The sequence below is a fragment of the Roseovarius confluentis genome (assembly GCF_002917925.1).
GTDB lineage: Bacteria > Pseudomonadota > Alphaproteobacteria > Rhodobacterales > Rhodobacteraceae > Roseovarius > Roseovarius confluentis.
Genome location: NZ_PPFE01000001.1, coordinates 667,484 through 683,921 on the forward strand (window position 1 = coordinate 667,484; position 16,438 = coordinate 683,921).

The 16,438-nt window shown below is 64.9% G+C and carries 12 protein-coding genes; 3 read left to right on the plus strand and 9 right to left on the minus strand.

Annotated elements, in window-relative coordinates:
* Positions 1-105 precede the first annotated feature (105 nt).
* Both cobS and C2I35_RS03245 read left to right on the plus strand, forming a co-directional pair.
* A complete protein-coding gene (gene cobS, locus C2I35_RS03240; protein ID WP_103761551.1) occupies positions 106-1,092 on the plus strand; it encodes a cobaltochelatase subunit CobS in 987 nt (328 codons plus the stop codon).
* Between the two features lie 117 nt (positions 1,093-1,209).
* Positions 1,210-2,436 carry a lytic murein transglycosylase gene (locus C2I35_RS03245; protein ID WP_103761552.1) on the plus strand — a complete coding sequence of 409 codons (1,227 nt, stop codon included), beginning with the start codon at positions 1,210-1,212 and terminating at the stop codon, positions 2,434-2,436.
* Between the two features lie 50 nt (positions 2,437-2,486).
* Here C2I35_RS03245 and C2I35_RS03250 read toward each other — a convergent pair whose 3' ends face one another.
* Positions 2,487-3,908: a hypothetical protein gene (locus C2I35_RS03250; RefSeq protein ID WP_103761553.1), complete on the minus strand. Its 1,422-nt coding sequence runs from the start codon at positions 3,906-3,908 to the stop codon at positions 2,487-2,489.
* Between the two features lie 500 nt (positions 3,909-4,408).
* Positions 4,409-6,073, minus strand: coding sequence for a chloride channel protein (locus tag C2I35_RS03255; RefSeq protein ID WP_245890399.1), 1,665 nt, complete (start codon positions 6,071-6,073; stop codon positions 4,409-4,411).
* 135 nt (positions 6,074-6,208) lie between these two features.
* On the opposite strand from C2I35_RS03255, the gene C2I35_RS03260 reads away from it, so the two are divergent.
* The gene (locus C2I35_RS03260; RefSeq protein ID WP_103761893.1) at positions 6,209-7,585 is read left to right on the plus strand and encodes an FAD-binding oxidoreductase; all 1,377 of its coding nucleotides are present in this window, start codon (positions 6,209-6,211) and stop codon (positions 7,583-7,585) included.
* Between the two features lie 105 nt (positions 7,586-7,690).
* Here C2I35_RS03260 and recN read toward each other — a convergent pair whose 3' ends face one another.
* The 7 genes from recN to C2I35_RS03295 form a co-directional block, all read right to left on the minus strand.
* Complete coding sequence (recN, locus tag C2I35_RS03265) at positions 7,691-9,337, minus strand: DNA repair protein RecN (RefSeq protein ID WP_103761555.1); 1,647 nt, start codon at positions 9,335-9,337, stop codon at positions 7,691-7,693.
* Between the two features lie 16 nt (positions 9,338-9,353).
* Entirely contained in the window at positions 9,354-10,205 is an 852-nt protein-coding gene (locus tag C2I35_RS03270; RefSeq protein WP_103761556.1) for an outer membrane protein assembly factor BamD, read from the minus strand.
* 164 nt (positions 10,206-10,369) lie between these two features.
* Positions 10,370-11,293 carry a UDP-3-O-acyl-N-acetylglucosamine deacetylase gene (gene lpxC / locus C2I35_RS03275; RefSeq protein ID WP_103761557.1) on the minus strand — a complete coding sequence of 308 codons (924 nt, stop codon included), beginning with the start codon at positions 11,291-11,293 and terminating at the stop codon, positions 10,370-10,372.
* A gap of 223 nt (positions 11,294-11,516) precedes the next feature.
* Positions 11,517-13,166, minus strand: coding sequence for a cell division protein FtsZ (gene ftsZ / locus C2I35_RS03280; protein WP_103761558.1), 1,650 nt, complete (start codon positions 13,164-13,166; stop codon positions 11,517-11,519).
* A 179-nt stretch (positions 13,167-13,345) separates the two neighbouring features.
* Entirely contained in the window at positions 13,346-14,680 is a 1,335-nt protein-coding gene (ftsA, locus tag C2I35_RS03285) for a cell division protein FtsA (RefSeq protein ID WP_103761559.1), read from the minus strand.
* 1 nt (position 14,681) lies between these two features.
* Positions 14,682-15,560, minus strand: a complete 879-nt coding sequence (locus C2I35_RS03290) for a cell division protein FtsQ/DivIB (RefSeq protein ID WP_103761560.1) — start codon at positions 15,558-15,560, stop codon at positions 14,682-14,684.
* Positions 15,548-16,426 (minus strand): D-alanine--D-alanine ligase, encoded by an 879-nt coding sequence (locus C2I35_RS03295; protein WP_245890376.1) that lies wholly within the window; start codon positions 16,424-16,426, stop codon positions 15,548-15,550. Before C2I35_RS03295 ends, C2I35_RS03290 begins: the two co-directional genes overlap by 13 nt.
* Positions 16,427-16,438 lie beyond the last annotated feature (12 nt).

Consider the following 16,438-nt stretch of genomic DNA (forward strand, 5'->3'; position numbering starts at 1 on the left):
GGCACATGGCGAGTGCCAGTAATTCTTTCCCTTTCCCTTGCCCTTCCCGGCGATATGTTGCACGGAAGGGCGAACGAAAAAACGACGATTGAAGGATCAAGGCAGATGGCCGACGGGAACATGGATCACGACATGAAACCGACCGAGGAGCTTTCGGTCCGCGATGTTTTCGGGATCGACACCGACATGGTCATCAAGGGCTTCGCCGACAGAAGCGAACGCGTGCCGGATATCGATTCGACCTACAAGTTCGACCCCGACACGACGCTGGCGATCCTGGCCGGGTTTTCCCACAACCGCCGCGTCATGGTGCAGGGCTATCACGGCACCGGCAAGTCGACCCATATCGAACAGGTCGCCGCCCGCCTCAACTGGCCCGCAGTGCGCGTCAACCTCGACAGCCACATCAGCCGGATCGACCTGATCGGCAAGGACGCGATCAAGCTGCGCGAGGGCGTGCAGGTGACCGAATTCCACGAAGGCATCTTGCCCTGGGCGCTGCGCAACCCCGTCGCCATCGTGTTCGACGAATACGATGCGGGCCGCGCCGACGTGATGTTCGTCATCCAGCGGGTGCTGGAACATGACGGCAAGCTGACACTGCTGGACCAGAACGAGATCATCACGCCCCATCCCTGCTTCCGTCTTTTCGCCACGGCCAACACCGTGGGCCTGGGCGACACGACCGGTCTTTATCACGGCGTGCAGCAGATCAACCAGGCGCAGATGGACCGCTGGTCGCTCGTCGCAACGCTGAACTACCTCAGCCACGACGCCGAAACCGCCATCGTCATCGCCAAGACCCCCCAGATGAACACCGAGGCCGGGCGCAAGACGATCAGCCAGATGGTCACTGTCGCCGACCTCACCCGGACCGCTTTCATGAACGGCGACCTGTCGACCGTCATGAGCCCCCGGACGGTGATCAACTGGGCCCAGAACAGCCGCATCTTCCGCGACGTTGGCTATGCCTTCCGCCTGACGTTCCTCAACAAATGCGACGAACTCGAACGCCAGACCGTGGCCGAGTTCTACCAGCGCTGCTTCGACGAGGAACTGCCCGAGAGTGCGGCAAGCGTCAGCTTGGGGTGATGCGTTTACGTCTGACCCGGACGTGAACCGAACCGAAGCGCCCTGTGTAGGGCGGGATTTCATCCCGCCTGCCACCACATCTTGTCTCCAACCGGGCAATATGAAACCGTTTCGCCCATGATCCGCTTTGTACTGACGATCGTTACAATCCTCGTCGCCATTCCTGCCCTTGCACAGGACCGCGCCGCTATCGAGCGCCAATTCCAGTCTTGGCTACAACAAGACGTCTGGCCCGCCGCCCGGGCCAAGGGCGTCTCCCGCGCCACGTTCGAGCGGGCCATGGGTGGCGTCCGCCTCAACTGGGACCTGCCGGACCTCGTCCCGCCGGGGTCAAAGGCAACCACCCCCAAACGCCAGACCCAGTCCGAATTCGGCGCGCCGGGCCGCTATTTCCGCGGCGTCTCGGGCGACGCCGCCATAGGCCGCCAATTGGCCAGCCGCCACGCCTCCACCCTCGCCCGGATCGAACAGCAGACCGGCGTGCCCGGTCGCATCCTGCTGGGCATCTGGGGCCGCGAAAGCGCCTATGGCCGCGCCAAGATCCCGCACAACGTGTTCGAGGTTCTGGGCACCAAGGGCTTCATGGCCACCCGCGCGCCCTATTTCCGCGAGGAACTCATCGCCGCCCTGCAAATCGCCGAGGCCGGCCACACAAGCGGCCCCCTGCGCAGCTCCTGGGCCGGCGCGCTCGGCCAGCCGCAATTCATGCCCTCCAGCTTCCTGCAATACGCTTCCGATGGCGACGGTGACGGGCGTGCCGATATCTGGGGCTCGGTGCCCGACACGCTGGCCTCCATCGCCAATTACCTCGCCCGCCACGGCTGGGTCGCGGGCCGCGACTGGGGCTTCGAGGTCACCGTACCATCCGCCGTCTCCTGTTCCCTCGAAGGCCCCGACCAGGGCCGTCCAATCACCGAGTGGGAAGCCATGGGGATCACCCGCGTCTCGGGCCGCCCCTTCCCTGATCATGAACGAAACGGCGACGGCTTCCTGATGATGCCCGCCGGGCGCAACGGCCCGGCCTTCGTGGTCACGCCCAATTTCTTCGTGCTCAAGGACTACAACATGTCCGACCTCTACGCGCTTTACGTGGGCCATGTCGGCGACCGCATCCAGTACGGCGTCGGCGACTTCGCGGCACCCTGGGGGGCTGTCGGCAAGATGTACCGCTCCGACATCGCCGCCATGCAGCGCAGCCTTGAAGGCATGGGCCACGACGTCGGCGGTGCCGATGGATTGCCGGGCTTCAAGACCCGCCGCTCCATCGGCCGCTGGCAAGAGGCGACAGGCCAGCCCGCCACCTGCTTTCCCGAACCGGGGATGAAAGCGCAACTGGTCCGCTAGGCGCACCAAGAATTTTCAAAAAATTCCGCCCCGGCCTCGCGTGTCGCGCTTCAATCGAACTGATAGTCCTTGGCCTCGACGTAGTGCCACTTGACCTTCCAGTTCGTGCCCCGGTCGTATTCCGACGATACGTAGATGCTGGCGGTATCCTTCAACAGAGGATCGCTCGTCGTCAGCTTCCATGACCCGTTATGCGAATGCCAGACGCTGTCAACCGTGAAGCCCACCAGCATGTACTTGGAACTGCCGCCCCAGTCGAACGTGTGGGTGCGGTGGCCGATTTGCCATTTCTCGCTATAGCTTTGTTCGGTAGTCGAGATCTGTGTCGCGATCCCGGGCCAGGTGTCGTAACCGTAATGCCAGATATTGGTATCGCCCGACTCGTGTTCCTTGTCCTTCTTCGGCACGCTGGACTTTGCTCCCTTCACGCTCATGTAAAGCGCGTAGCGGGCATAGATCTCATCCAGCTCGGTCTTCAGCGAGGCAAGCTGGCTAGCGTACTCAGCAATTTTCGACGGCTCCGAGGCCAGTTCCTCACGCGCCGCGCGAATCTCGCCCGTCAGCGTGTCGAACGTATGGGCGTAGGCGTCGGCGTAATCGCCCGGACAGGTCTTGAACCGGCTCTCGACCAGCCAGACCTGCTTGTATAGCGCGGTGATCTCCCCGAAGACCGCCGGGGCCACCGGCACGGTCCGGTCGAAATTCGGATCGAGCGAGGAATAGCTGGTCAGGTAGGCCCGCATCTGCGCCGCCTGAAGATTGTCCTTGAACCACCTCAGCAATTCCTCGGGGTCGTCGGCCTTGGGCGGCACCGCCCCGGTCTTGGTGCCGAAATGCACGACCGTCTGTTCGAACGTCGTCTTGCTGCTCGACACAGCCTGCTTGAAATTGGCGTAGCCCGACGCCGAAAAGAGGTTTCCTTTCGAACCCGAGAACTTGGACTTGAAATCATCCAGCCGCGACTCGGACTCCGCCGTGATCCGCAACACCACGCTCAGCAGGCTGCCGGACTTGACCCCGCTGATGAAATAGTCGCCATGGGTTTTCTTGAACTTCGCCTGATCGCTGTCCAGCAAGCTCTTCGCCTTCGCCTTCAGCGCCGGGTCCTTGATCGTCGCATAGTCCGTATCGCTGATCTCGACCTGCGCCAGAACGGTCAGGGACGTGGCCGAGTAGCTGACACTGTTGAGGTATGACGCCTCGGCCGAGATCTCGACCGCACCGGTGTTGTAGGACCCCGACGCGCCCACGTCGATCTCGCGCTCCATCTCCGCTTCGGTCGAAATGATCTTGATCGAAATCTGCCCCTCCCCGACCTTGGCCGGTGTCGTGTCGGTCGAGGTCAGCGCCGAGCCGTCGAACGTGTCGCCGGTAACGGCATCCACACCGCCGCCGATCTTGTAAGCGTCGCCCCAGGGGATGTCGGTGATCGTTGGCGGTAGGGTGGATTCGCCTTGAAGAAAGGTCAGCATGGTCGGAAATCCTTTGATGTGAAACAATTGAAAAATGGCATCCCCCCGCGATGAGGTGAGAGCACGAAAAACACTTTAAACAAGAAATCACTTTTCGCACAACCGCCTTTAGTTGTGCGTCTTACCGGGTCTCACCTCGCCCCGGACCAAAGCCGCGGTTCTGCCGGATCAATTATGCTCTTCCGCCGACACCGCCTTCAACCGGCTTGTCAAGTGACGAACTTTCGTGGCAAAAATCGTCTCGAAATCCTCTCCCGCTTCGAGCGAGCTGAGATCGTCCGGCAGCGGGTTTGTGGGAGAGGCCGAAAGAAAGAGGCGAGAATAGGCAGGGGTAGTATGTCAATTTATTGGATGGAAACGCATATCTACGCCGTCGGAGGTTGCGATGATGTGTTTCGCGAGGCCATCGAAAACGCCACGCCGGGTACATACGCTTTTCGCGACATCAACATAGTTTGAAGCGCTACCGCGCTTAGGCGACCCAAATAGGCGCACGCCGCTCAGCTATGCTCTTCCGCCGACACCGCCGTCAGCGCGCGGTTATAGGCCTTCAGCGCATCGACATGGAACAGCGCCCCCTGTAATTCGGGCTTCGCATCCTCGCCGGTCAGGGTCACCACCGGGATGAACGCGACGCCCGTGCGCTCGAAGATCGGCATCGCCACGTCCAGCGTCGCATTCGCGTCGATATAGACCCCGTCCTCGATCAACTCCCAACAGGTCTCTTCGTTGGCGCTGCGCTCGGCCCCCTTCTCCCGCATCACCCGCGCAACGCGATACATGGTGAGCAGATAGGCATGCGGCCCCGCCGCCAGCCTGACACCCCGCCGATCCAGCTGCGTCAGGAAGAACGAGTGGCGCACCAGCTTTGACGACAACGCCGTGGACATCGACACCGCCACCATCACCGCTAACCCGGTCTGCCAGTCCCCCGTCAGTTCGAATACGATCAGCGTGGTCGATATGGGTGCGCCCAGCACCGCGGCGGCCACGGCCCCCATCCCCGCCAGCGCGTAAAGCGTCGGCGCCCCCGACCATTGCGGCAACAGCGCCGTCGCCGTCAGCCCGAAGGCCAGCCCCGTCAGCGCCCCCACCATCAGCGAGGGCGAAAAGACCCCGCCGCCCATACGCCCGCCGATGGTGATCGCCACCGCGATGACCTTCAGGATGCAGAACACCACCGCCTCATTCCAGAGCAGCTTGCCGGTCAACGCCTTCGACGTGGTCTCATAGCCCACGCCGATGATGTGCGGAAATCCGATTGCCAGCACGCCCAGTATCAGCCCCGCCACACCGGGCCGCAGCCAGCGCGGCAACCCGGTGCGCGCCTGCACCCGATCCGCGAATCCCTCGGCAAAGAAAATTCCGCGCATCAGCACGACGGCCACCGCCCCGCACATCAACCCCAGGATCAGGAAGGCGGGCAATTCCACGTAGAATTCCAGAATGCTCGCCATGGGCAACTCGAACTCGGTCACATCGCCGAATTCCAGCCGGTTGATCACCGTGCCCGCCACCGACGCGATCACGATGGGCGCAAAGGCGTGCAGCGCGAAATGGCGCAGCACCACCTCCAGCGCGAACAGGGCACCCGCGATGGGCGCGTTGAACGACGCCGACACCGCCGCCGCCACGGCGCAGCCCAAAAGGTCGCGGCCGGTGATCCCGTCGGCGTTGATCCGGTTGCTGACCCAGGTCGAGATGACGCCGGCCATATGCACCACCGGCCCCTCCCGGCCCGACGAGCCGCCCGTGCCCAGCGTGATCATCGACGCCAGCGCCGAGGCCACACCGGCCCGCGTCTCGACCCGGCCCTCGTTGAGCGCGGCCCCCTCGATCACGTCGGCCACCGACCGCGCCCGACCATCGGGGGTGAAGCGGTGCAGGATCGCCCCCACCACCAGCCCGCCGCCCACCGGGATCACCAGAACCCAGTACCACGGCAGGTTCGATACCCAGCTGTGCATCAGAGACGGGTCCTCGGACCCGTAAAGCAGCAGTTGCAGAGCGTTGATTCCCTTGCGAAAGAACAGCGCCGCAAAGCCCGCCGCGATCCCGATGCAAAGCGCGATCAGCCAGAACTGGAACTGGCTCGGCCCCTTGTCGCGAAGCACCCGCCACGCGTTGCGGCCGAACGTGTCGATCCGCTGCCATCCGCGCCGCAATCGGCCCGGGCTGTCCTCGGCCTGCGCTGTCTCGGTATCGGTCAACCGCCTGCCCCCGGCCTTGTGACGCAGGGCGCTTCCCTGTCGGAACCGCTTCGCATAGGGTGCGGTTTCAGGGGAATGCAGGGGTTCGACATGGGTATTCGTGACGCCATTTCAGAGTTATCGCCCGTTTTAGGGCAACGGCTCAGCCTGTCCAAGTCCGATCTGCAAGAGCATGGCCGGAGCGAGACGCATTTCGCGGACGCGCCGCCCGATGCCGTCGCCTATCCCGAAAACACAGACGAGGTGCGCCGGATCGTGCAGGCCTGCGCCCGCCACGGCGTGCCGGTCATCGGCTGGGGCACCGGCACCTCGCTCGAAGGGCAGGCGCAGGCGTTCTCGGGCGGCATCTGCGTCGACTTCCAGCGCATGAACCGCATCCTCGAAGTGTCCCAGGACGACATGGACGTGCGCGTTCAGCCCGGCGTCACCCGCGAGGCGCTGAACGAGGAATTGCGCGCCACGGGCCTTTTCTTTCCCGTCGACCCCGGCGCCAACGCCTCGATCGGCGGCATGACCTCGACCCGCGCCAGCGGCACGACGGCGGTGCGCTATGGCACCATGCGCGACAACGTGCTGGGGCTCGAAGTGGTCACTGCCACGGGCGAGGTCATCCGCACCGGCACCCGCGCCCGCAAATCCTCGGCGGGCTACGACCTGACCGCGCTGTTCGTCGGCTCCGAGGGCACGCTGGGCCTGATCACCGAGATCACGCTGCGCCTGCAGGGCACGCCCGAGGCCATATCTGCCGCCGTCTGCGCCTTTGACGCCGTGGGCGACGCGGTCGAGGCGGTCATGGCCTCTGTGCAGATGGGCCTGCCGCTCGCCCGGATCGAGCTGATGGACACCCAAAGCGTCGCAGCGGTGAATGCCTATTCCGGCGCCGCCCTGCCCGCCTGCCCGCATTTGCTGCTGGAATTCCATGGCTCGGACGCGGGCGTCGCGGAACAGGCGCGGATGTTCGGTGAATTGGCACAGGAGTTCGGCGGCAAGGGCTTCGACTGGGCCCGCAAGACCGAGGAACGCTCCGCGCTCTGGGCCATGCGCCACGCCGCCTATCACGCCATCGTCGCTCACCGTCCCGGAACCAAGGCGCTGGTCACCGATATCTGCGTGCCGATCTCGAACCTGGCCCGCGCCATTGAAGAGACGCGGCGCGACCTCGATGCGCAAGGCATCGAAGGCCCGATCCTGGGACATGTGGGCGACGGCAATTTCCACGCCATCCTGCAATTCGACCCCGAGGATGCCGCCGACAAGGCCCGCGTGCTGAAAGCCTCCGAGCATCTGGTCGAGCTGGCGCTGTCGCTCGGCGGTACCGCCACGGGCGAGCATGGCATCGGCGTGGGCAAGCTGGGCTACATGGAACGCGAACATGGTCCCGCCTGGGGCCTCATGGGTACGATCAAGCAGGCGCTTGACCCAGACAACATCATGAACCCCGGCAAACTCGTGCCGCCCCGCAACTGACCGCGCGGCGCGTGTGACGCCGCGAAGAGGGGGCGCTGCCCCCCACGGCGAACCTGCGGTTTCGCCGCTTCCCCGGGATAATTATGGCCAGAGGAAAAGCCGGGGTCAGCCCGCCATCAGCGCCTCGGCGGCGGCGCGGGCCTCCTCGGTAATGGTCTCGCCCGACAGCATCCGCGCGATCTCGTCGGTGCGCGCCCCTGCATCCAGCGCCGTGACCGTCGACAGCGTCTGCCCCTTGGCCACGCGCTTTTCGACGCGCCAGTGGTGCGCGCCTCTTGCCGCGACCTGCGGCGAATGGGTGACCACCAGCACCTGGTTGTCCGACGCCAGCCCCGCCAGCCGCCGGCCCACCGCATCGGCGGTGGCCCCGCCCACGCCCCGGTCGATCTCGTCGAATATCAGCGTGAGGCCGCTTTGCCCGCCGGTCAGACAGACCTTGAGCGCCAGCAGGAACCGGCTCAACTCCCCGCCCGAGGCGATCTTGCCCAAGGGGCCTGCCGGCGCGCCGGGATTGGTGGCCACGGTAAAGGTCACCGCGTCCTGTCCCGTTTCTCCGGGATCGGCTTGGGTGACATGCGTGGCAAAGACCGCGCGATCCATCTTCAGCGGCGCCAGTTCGGCCATCACGGCCTTGTCCAGCTTACCCGCCGCCTTGGTACGCGCGTCACTCAGCGTCCCGGCGGCCTCGGCATAGGCCGCATCCGCTTCCGTGACCGCCGCCTGCAACGCCTTGAGGTCCGCATCGCCCTGTTCCAGGGTCGCAACCTGGTCGCGCACGCCCTCGGCAAACCCGGCCAGGTCATCCGGCGCCACGCCATGCTTGCGGGCCAGCGCCCGGATCGCGAAAAGCCGCTCTTCGGTCTCTTCCAATTCCAGCGGGTTGAAGGTCAGCGCCTCAAGGCAATCCTCGACGCCGCTCGCGGCCTCGTCCAGTTCGACCATGGCGCGGCCAAGGGCGGCCAGCGCCTCCTCTAACCGGCCCTCGGCCTTGTCGGCAGCCCCTTCCAGCCAGCGCAGCGCATCCTGCGCCTGCCCTTCGGCGCCATCGCGCAGGGCGGCCTGCGCCTTGGCGATATCCTCGCGGATGCGTTCGGACTGCTGCATCAGGCGGCGGCGCGTGTCCAGCTCCGCCTCCTCGCCCGGCTGGGGCGACAACGCGTCCAGTTCCTCGACCGCGTGGCGCAGGAATTCTTCCTCGGCGCGCATCTCGGCCAGCTTCGCTTCGGCCTCGCGCAACGCCTTGCGCGCCGCGCTGCGCGCCTTCCACGCGCCGCGCACCTTTTCGCGCAGTCCCGACAGCCCGCCAAACTCATCGAGCAGGTCCCGGTGCCCCTTGGGGTCCAGCAGGCCCCGGTCGTCATGCTGCCCATGCAGTTCCACCAGCGTGTCCGACAGCGCCCGCAGCACGTCACCCGAGCAGCGGCGGTCATTGACCCAGGCCGTCTTGCGCCCGTCGCCGGTGTTCACGCGCCGCAGCAGCAGCGTGTCCTCCACCGGCAGCCCCGCCTCTTCCAGTACCGCCCGTGCCGCGTGCCCTTCGGGCAGATCGAACTCGGCCACCACCTCGCCCTGCTCGGCCCCCTGCCGCACCAGTTCGGCCCGTCCGCGCCAGCCCAGCACGAAGCCCAGCGAGTCCAGCAGGATCGACTTGCCGGCCCCGGTCTCGCCGGTCAGCACGTTCAGACCGGGCTGAAACGCCAGGTCCAGCCGGTCGATGATCAGAATGTCACGAATCTCCAGCGCGCGGAGCATCAGGCCCCCCGGGCGGTTACAACCAGCGTCCGAGGATCGTTTGCCGATAGACCTGCCGCAGCCAGCTGTCGCCCACCGCTTCCAGTGTCAGCCCCTGCCCGGTCAACAGCTTGTAACTGTCCTCGTACCATTCGGTGCTCTTGAAGTTGTGGCCCAGGATCGCGCCTGCCGTGCGTGCCTCGTTCGTCAGGCCCAGCGACAGGTACGCCTCGACCAGCCGGTGCAGCGCCTCGGCGGTGTGGGTCGTGGTCTGGAAATCCTCGACCACGACGCGAAAGCGGTTGATGGCCGACGTGAAGTGATCGCGCCGCAGGTAATAGCGCCCGATCTCCATTTCCTTGGCCGCCAGGTGGTCGAAGGCCAGGTCGAACTTCAGGATCGCCGAGCTGGTATATTCGCTGTCGGGATACTGTTCGATCACCTGTCGCAGCGATTGCAGCGCCTGGAACGTCAGCCCTTGATCGCGGCCCACCTCGTCGATCTGATCGTAATAGCTGAGCGCCAGCAGGTATTGCGCATAGGCCGCATCGCCATCGGCGGGATAGAAATCGAGATACCTCTGCGCGGCGGACCGGCTGTTCTCGTAATCCTCGTCCTTGTGATAGGCAAAGGCCTGCATGATCACGGCGCGCTTGGCCCACTCCGAATAGGGATAAAGCCGCTCGACCTCGGCGAAGAGTTCCGCCGCCTGTTCGGGGTCACCGCTTGCCAGGTCGTACTCGGCCCGGCCGAAAATCTGTTCCGCCGTGAACTGTTCGTAGTCGACTTCACCGCGCGAAATGCGCGAGTTGACGCCACCACAGCTTGCAAGGAGTGTCGAGGCCACGAGGGCCGCTGCCAAACCGATCCCGATTCTGCCGCCTGTCATGCTCGCACGTACCCCCAAAAGCCCTGTGCTAAACTCGTGTTCAGGCCTTAAGGCCGCGTGATGTCGCAGGATCATATCTGCAATATCAACGGCGTCCTAGCACATAATTTTCCGGTGCAAAACGCCTTAGACCCGATTGCAGGTCACAAAGCACTAACCTGTGGTCAGGCGACCTCAGGTACCTCGGCCCAATGCACGCCCGCGCCGGGCAGCCGGGCGGCGGTCTCGGCGTCGCAGGTCACGATCTCGAACGTATCGGGCTGGGCGAACATCGCGCGCAGCAGGTCGTTGGTGACCGCATGCCCGGCGCGCAGGCCGCTGTAATGGCCCAGGATCGGCAGACCGGCCAGCGCCAGGTCGCCAAGCGCATCCAGCATCTTGTGCCGCACCGGTTCATCCGGCTGGCGCAGCCCGCCGGGGCTCAGCACACGGTCCCCGTCGAAGACCACCGCGTTCTCTCCGGGATTGCCACCCAGGGCCAAACCGTTGGCGCGCATCGCGTCCACGTCCGCCTTGCGGCAGAAGGTGCGCGCGGTCGACAATTCGCGCACGAAACTGCCGTTCGACATATTCAGAAGCTTTTTCTGCCGACCGATCGCCGCATCATCGAACTCGATCACGAATTCCAGCAGCAGCGTGTCATGCGGCACCAGACGGGCCTTTGCGTCACCCTTGACCACCTCGACAGGCTTCAGAACCTTCAGCGCGCGTACCGGCGCGTGCTGGCGGCGCAGCCCGGTGGACAGGATGCCATGCACGAACGGGGCCGAGCTGCCATCCAGGATGGGCACCTCCGGTCCGTTGACCTCGATCACCGCGTTGTGCACACCGCATCCCGACAGGGCCGCCATGATGTGCTCGACCGTCGAAATACTGACGCCCGCCGCGTTTTCCAGAAGGGTGCAAAGCGGCGACTGGTTCACCATGTCCCAGCGCGCCGGGATTTCGCAGTCACGCAAATCGCCGTCGATCCGCCGAAAGACGATTCCGCGGTTCGCCGGCGCCGGCAGGATGGTCAGGCGCGCGGGCGCACCCGAGTGCAGGCCGAGGCCATCGAAAGATACCGGGGTTTTGACCGTATTTTGCACGTGCTTACCTCAGGCCGAAGATCGGCATATTTTAATTAACTCAGCCACACCTATTTCGCTCCGAAGAAATCCTCAATTCACTCTTTGCAACGCGCTGAAACATCGATGTTGCAAGGCTTGGCGGTTTTTTGCCAACTCTGCCGCACAACCTGCCAACTCCTTGCACCACAACGAAAAAGGGCCGCTCTTCGCGGCCCTTTAGCATAGTGATTTATTGTTCGGATCAGTTCGCCTGACGGCGCAGGAATGCGGGAATTTCGATCTGGTCGTCCTCTTCCTCACGCTCGTCGCGCACCTCCGGCTGCGGCGCCGTGGCCTGCATCGGCGGCTGCTGGCGCACCGGGCGCTGCGGCTGCTGCGGCTGCCCTTCCATGCCATGACCCGTCATCCGGTTGATCAGCGAGTTGATCCCGAAACGCGGCTTCTCGGCGGCATGTGCCGGACCCTGCCCCTGTGCAGCTGCGGGCGCTTCTTGCGCTGGCTGGCGGGTTTCGCCGCCACGGTGATGAACCGCCGCCTGAAGCCGGGCCAGAGCGTCCTGCGACGGGGTGCCCGGCGCGGGGGCCTTGGGCGCCACGAAGGTCTCGGGTTCTTCCGCCTGCGCCACGAAAGTTTCGGGCTCGGGGCGCGGCGTATAGGCCGGCGGCGGCAGGTCGCGCTCGCCGCTCTCGGCCTCGAAGATGTCTTCCATCTGCTCTTCGGCCGCTGCGCGCTGCGCGTCAAAGGCATTGAACAGGCTGGGTTCTTCGGTCGTTTCGGTGCTCGCCGCCACGGCGGGCTCCGCTACCGGCTCGACTTTTTCCTCGTAGGCCTCGATCGCCTCGACCTCGACGTCTTCAACCGGCTTCAGCGGCTCTGCAAGCGAGCGACGCGGCACCGGGATTTCCTTGCTCTCGTCGCTGGCGTCGATGCCGGTGGCCACGACGGACACGCGCATGAAGCCTTCCATCGTCGGATCCATCGTGCTGCCCACGATGATGTTGGCGTCGGCGTCCACTTCCTCGCGGATGCGGTTGGCCGCTTCGTCCAGCTCGAACAGCGTCAGGTCGTGCCCGCCGGTGATGTTGATCAGGACACCCTTCGCCCCGCGCAGGCTGATTTCGTCCAGCAGCGGGTTCGCTATGGCCTTCTCGGCGGCCTGGATCGCGCGCTCTTCGCTGTCGTCCTCGCCGGTTCCCATCATCGCCTTGCCCATCTCGTCCATCACCGCGCGCACGTCGGCAAAGTCGAGGTTGATCAAGCCCGGGCGCACCATCAGGTCGGTCACACCCTTCACACCCTGGTAAAGAACGTCATCGGCCAACGAGAACGCCTCGGTGAAGGTCGTTTTCTCGTTCGCCAGACGGAAAAGGTTCTGGTTCGGGATGATGATCAGCGTGTCGACCATCTTCTGCAGCATGTCCACGCCTTCCTCGGCCTGGCGCATCCGCTTGGCGCCTTCGAACTGGAAAGGTTTCGTGACGACGCCGACGGTTAGCACGCCAAGTTCACGCGCTGCCTGAGCGATGATCGGGGCCGCGCCGGTGCCAGTGCCGCCGCCCATGCCGGCGGTGATGAAGCACATGTGCGCCCCCGCCAGCTGGTCGACGATCTGTTCGATATTCTCTTCCGCGGCCGCGGCACCCACGGCGGCTTTCGCGCCGGCGCCAAGACCTTCGGTGACTTTCACACCCAGCTGGATGCGGTTCGGCGCGTTGCTCTGGGACAGCGCCTGCGCATCGGTGTTGGCGACGACGAAATCGACGCCTTCCAGCTGTTTCTCGATCATGTTGTTGACGGCGTTGCCGCCTGCCCCGCCGACACCGAAAACGGTGATGCGCGGCTTGAGTTCATGGTCCTGTCCCTGACCTGGCATGCTGAGATTAAGTGTCATTGCTCCGCCTTCTTTGCCTGCTGTTGTGCCCGCCTTGCGCAGGCTTAATCCGCCTAAATTGTATTAACAGTACCGTCCCGTCGCCGTTACGTCACCCAAAAAACAAGGAAATGCCACAAAATATGGGTGTTTTTTCACGCTTTCACGCGGGATTTCGCCGAAACCCCCAGATTTTGCGATCACCAGTTGTCCTTGAACCATTTTACCGCCCGCTTGAGGGACCGCGCCGGGTAGCGATCCACCGGAATTTCAAAGTCCCACCATTCGTCCTGGGGATTCGCCGCGAAAAGGCACATGCCCACCGCGCTGGCAAACCCCGCCCCGGTCGCCGCCTGTGGCAACCCGTGCACCCGCAACGGCCGGCCCAGCCGCACCTGTTGCCCCAGGATGCGCGTCGCCAGCCCGTCAAGGCCGGGGATCTGGCTGCCGCCGCCGGTCAGCACGATCTGCTGGCTCTGCAAATGCTGGAACCCGGCGGCGTCCAGCCGCGCGCGCACTTCCTCCAGGATCTCCTCGACCCGAGGCCGCATGATGCCGATCAGTTCGGCACGGCTCACCGTGCGCCGGTCATGCTCCCAATCGCCGGTCTCGCCGCCGATCTCGATCATCTCGCGGTCATCCATGCCCGTGGCGACGACGCCGCCATAGAAGGTCTTGATCCGCTCCGCCGTGGCATGCGGCACCTGCAGCCCCATAGAGATATCGCCGGTGACATGTTCGCCCCCGATCCGCACCGTGTCGGCATAGATCATGTGTTTTTTCATGAAGATCGATACGCCGGCGCTGCCGCCGCCCATGTCGATGCAGGCCGCACCCAACTCCTGCTCGTCCTCGACCAGCGACGAAATCCCCGAGACGTAGGCCGAGCTTGCCAGCCCCGCCAGTTCCAGGTCGCAGCGTTTCACGCAATGCGCCAGGTTCTGGACCGCCGCGCCATCGACCGTCAGCATGTGCATGTCCACCGCCAGGTCCTGTCCCAGCTGCCCGCGCGGATCATTGAGTCCCGAGCGGTGGTCCAGCGCGAAATTCACCGGCTGGGCATGCAGCACCTCGCGCCCTTCGCCGAAATCGGGCACGTCACAGGACGACAGCACCCGGCTGATGTCCTGCTCGGACACGGTGCTGGCTTCCAGTTCCACCTGGCCCGCCAGGCCATAGCTGCGCGGCTCGGCCCCCGAGAAACAGGCAATCACGTGGTCGACGCGGATATTGGCCATCTTCTGCGCCGCCTGCAGGGCCGTGCGGATGGCCCGCTCGGTCTCGGCCATCGTCGTGATCTCGCCGTATCGCACGCCGCGCGACCGCGTCGTCGCGGCCCCGATCACCCGGAACCCGGCCTGACCGGCCAGAGCACCCACACCCTCGGTCTCGCGCAGCCGGTCGCTGCCGTCGAAACGCAGCACGAGGCAGGCGATCTTCGAGGTCCCGACGTCCAGAACCGCCACGACACCGCGCTGCATCGCCGCCCGGCGCATGTTCCGCATCGCCCTTTGCGATTCATAAAGCTCGATCATCTTATTCCGCCCCTACGGTCATGTTTGTCACGCGCCACCACTCGGACACCGCGTTTTCGTTCATTCTTATGGTCGGCCGGGACGCAAGGCGCATGTCCACCGCCGCAACATCCCGCTCCAGCATGTCCTGCACTTCGGCCAGAACGATCACGCGCTCCAACGCGCGCACCGGATCGGTTTCCGGCAAGAGGATGCGCTGGTCACGATCCAGCACCACGTCCCAGCGCCGCTCGCCCATGCGCACCAGCCCGCGCAGCCGCGACCGCAGCGGCGCCGCCGCCTTCAGGATCTCCAGCGCCTCGGGCACCGCCTCGCTCGCGCCCGTGCCGGCGATCACCGGCAGGTCGGCGCGGTCCGCCCGCTGCGCGATATCGCCGATCACCACGCCTTCGACGTCCACCACGCCCAGTCCATCGCGCGACCGCCAGATCGCCACCGGCTGGCGCTCTTCCACCTGCGCCACCAGCACACCGCCCTGCCGCACGCGGACAGATGCGTTGGCCACAGCCGGAAGCCCGGTGATCGACACGCGCACCGCGTCAAGGTCGATGTCAAAGGAACTGGCCGGCAGGTCATGCGGGAAAATCTCGCGAATATCCTCCTCGACCGTGCCGCTGGCGCCTTCCACGGCCAGCAGGTTCACCATGAATTCGGGCCGCGTCTCGATCTGCTCGCGGATATCGGCCACCGCCAGCGCGATTGCCTCCTGCCGCTCGGGGTCCGAAAAATACGCAGTGCCCAGACCGAAGGCCAGGCAGAACGGCACCCCCACCCGCAGAAGCTTGCGAAACAGCGGCGTCAGCATCAGCCGCTGATAGCGATAGGACCAACGCGACGGCGCGGGATCGGCCTTGGGCTCCAGTCGTTTCACCTGTTGCATGACGCGTCCTTCACCAGCCAGTCGCACAATTGCGGAAAACTCATGCCCGCCGCCTGCGCCTGCTCTGGGCTCAGCGATGTGGGGGTCATGCCGGGCTGGGTGTTGGTCTCCAGCAGGATCAGGCCGTCCAGCCCTTTCGCCTCGTCCCAGCGGAAATCCGTGCGGCTCAAACCGCGACAGCCCAGCACCTCATGCGCCCGCAGCGCGTAATCCTCGCAGGCCTCGGCAATTTCCCGCGGAATGTCGGCCGGGATCACGTGGCGCGACCCACCGGCGGCATATTTCGCATGATAATCGTACCATCCATCGGTGATGATATCCGTCACCCCCAGCGCCCGGTCGCCGATCACCGAGGTCGTCAGTTCCCGCCCGGGCGCGAACGCCTCCACCATGACCGATCGCGGCATGTCCTCGGACAGCTGCGGCGGCGCGTTCGCGGCTTCGTGCACGATGTAGACGCCCACGGACGAGCCTTCGTTATTTGGCTTCACCACGTAGGGCGGCGGCATCACATGCGCCTTGGCCACCTCGTCCTTGTCCACGATGATGCTGTTGACCACCGGCAGGCCCGCGGCCCGGTACACCGCCTTGGTGCGCTGCTTGTCCAGCGCCAGCGCCGAGGACAGAACGCCCGAATGGGTATAGGGGATCTGCATCCATTCCAGCAAACCCTGCACGCAGCCATCCTCGCCCCAGCGGCCATGCAGGGCGTTGAACACCACGTCGGGTTCGAGATCTGCCAGAACCACGGCAAGGTCGCGGCCGGCATCGACCTCGACTACCTCATAGCCTGCCTCCCGGAGTGCTGCGGCGCATTCCTGTCCTGACGAGAGGGACACCTCGCGTTCGGCCGAGGGGCCACCCATTATCACCGCAAC

Bases quoted from the DNA above. Each gene is read 5' to 3' on its own strand.
- recN (WP_103761555.1), bottom strand. From the start codon at position 9,337: ATGCTCCGCGCGCTGGAGATTCGTGACATTCTGATCATCGACCGGCTG.
- C2I35_RS03270 (WP_103761556.1), bottom strand. From the start codon at position 10,205: ATGACAGGCGGCAGAATCGGGATCGGTTTGGCAGCGGCCCTCGTGGCC.
- C2I35_RS03290 (WP_103761560.1), bottom strand. From the start codon at position 15,560: ATGCAACAGGTGAAACGACTGGAGCCCAAGGCCGATCCCGCGCCGTCG.
- C2I35_RS03250 (WP_103761553.1), bottom strand. From the start codon at position 3,908: ATGCTGACCTTTCTTCAAGGCGAATCCACCCTACCGCCAACGATCACC.
- C2I35_RS03260 (WP_103761893.1), top strand. From the start codon at position 6,209: ATGGGTATTCGTGACGCCATTTCAGAGTTATCGCCCGTTTTAGGGCAA.
- C2I35_RS03295 (WP_245890376.1), bottom strand. From the start codon at position 16,426: ATGGGTGGCCCCTCGGCCGAACGCGAGGTGTCCCTCTCGTCAGGACAG.
- ftsZ (WP_103761558.1), bottom strand. From the start codon at position 13,166: ATGACACTTAATCTCAGCATGCCAGGTCAGGGACAGGACCATGAACTC.
- ftsA (WP_103761559.1), bottom strand. From the start codon at position 14,680: ATGATCGAGCTTTATGAATCGCAAAGGGCGATGCGGAACATGCGCCGG.
- cobS (WP_103761551.1), top strand. From the start codon at position 106: ATGGCCGACGGGAACATGGATCACGACATGAAACCGACCGAGGAGCTT.
- C2I35_RS03245 (WP_103761552.1), top strand. From the start codon at position 1,210: ATGATCCGCTTTGTACTGACGATCGTTACAATCCTCGTCGCCATTCCT.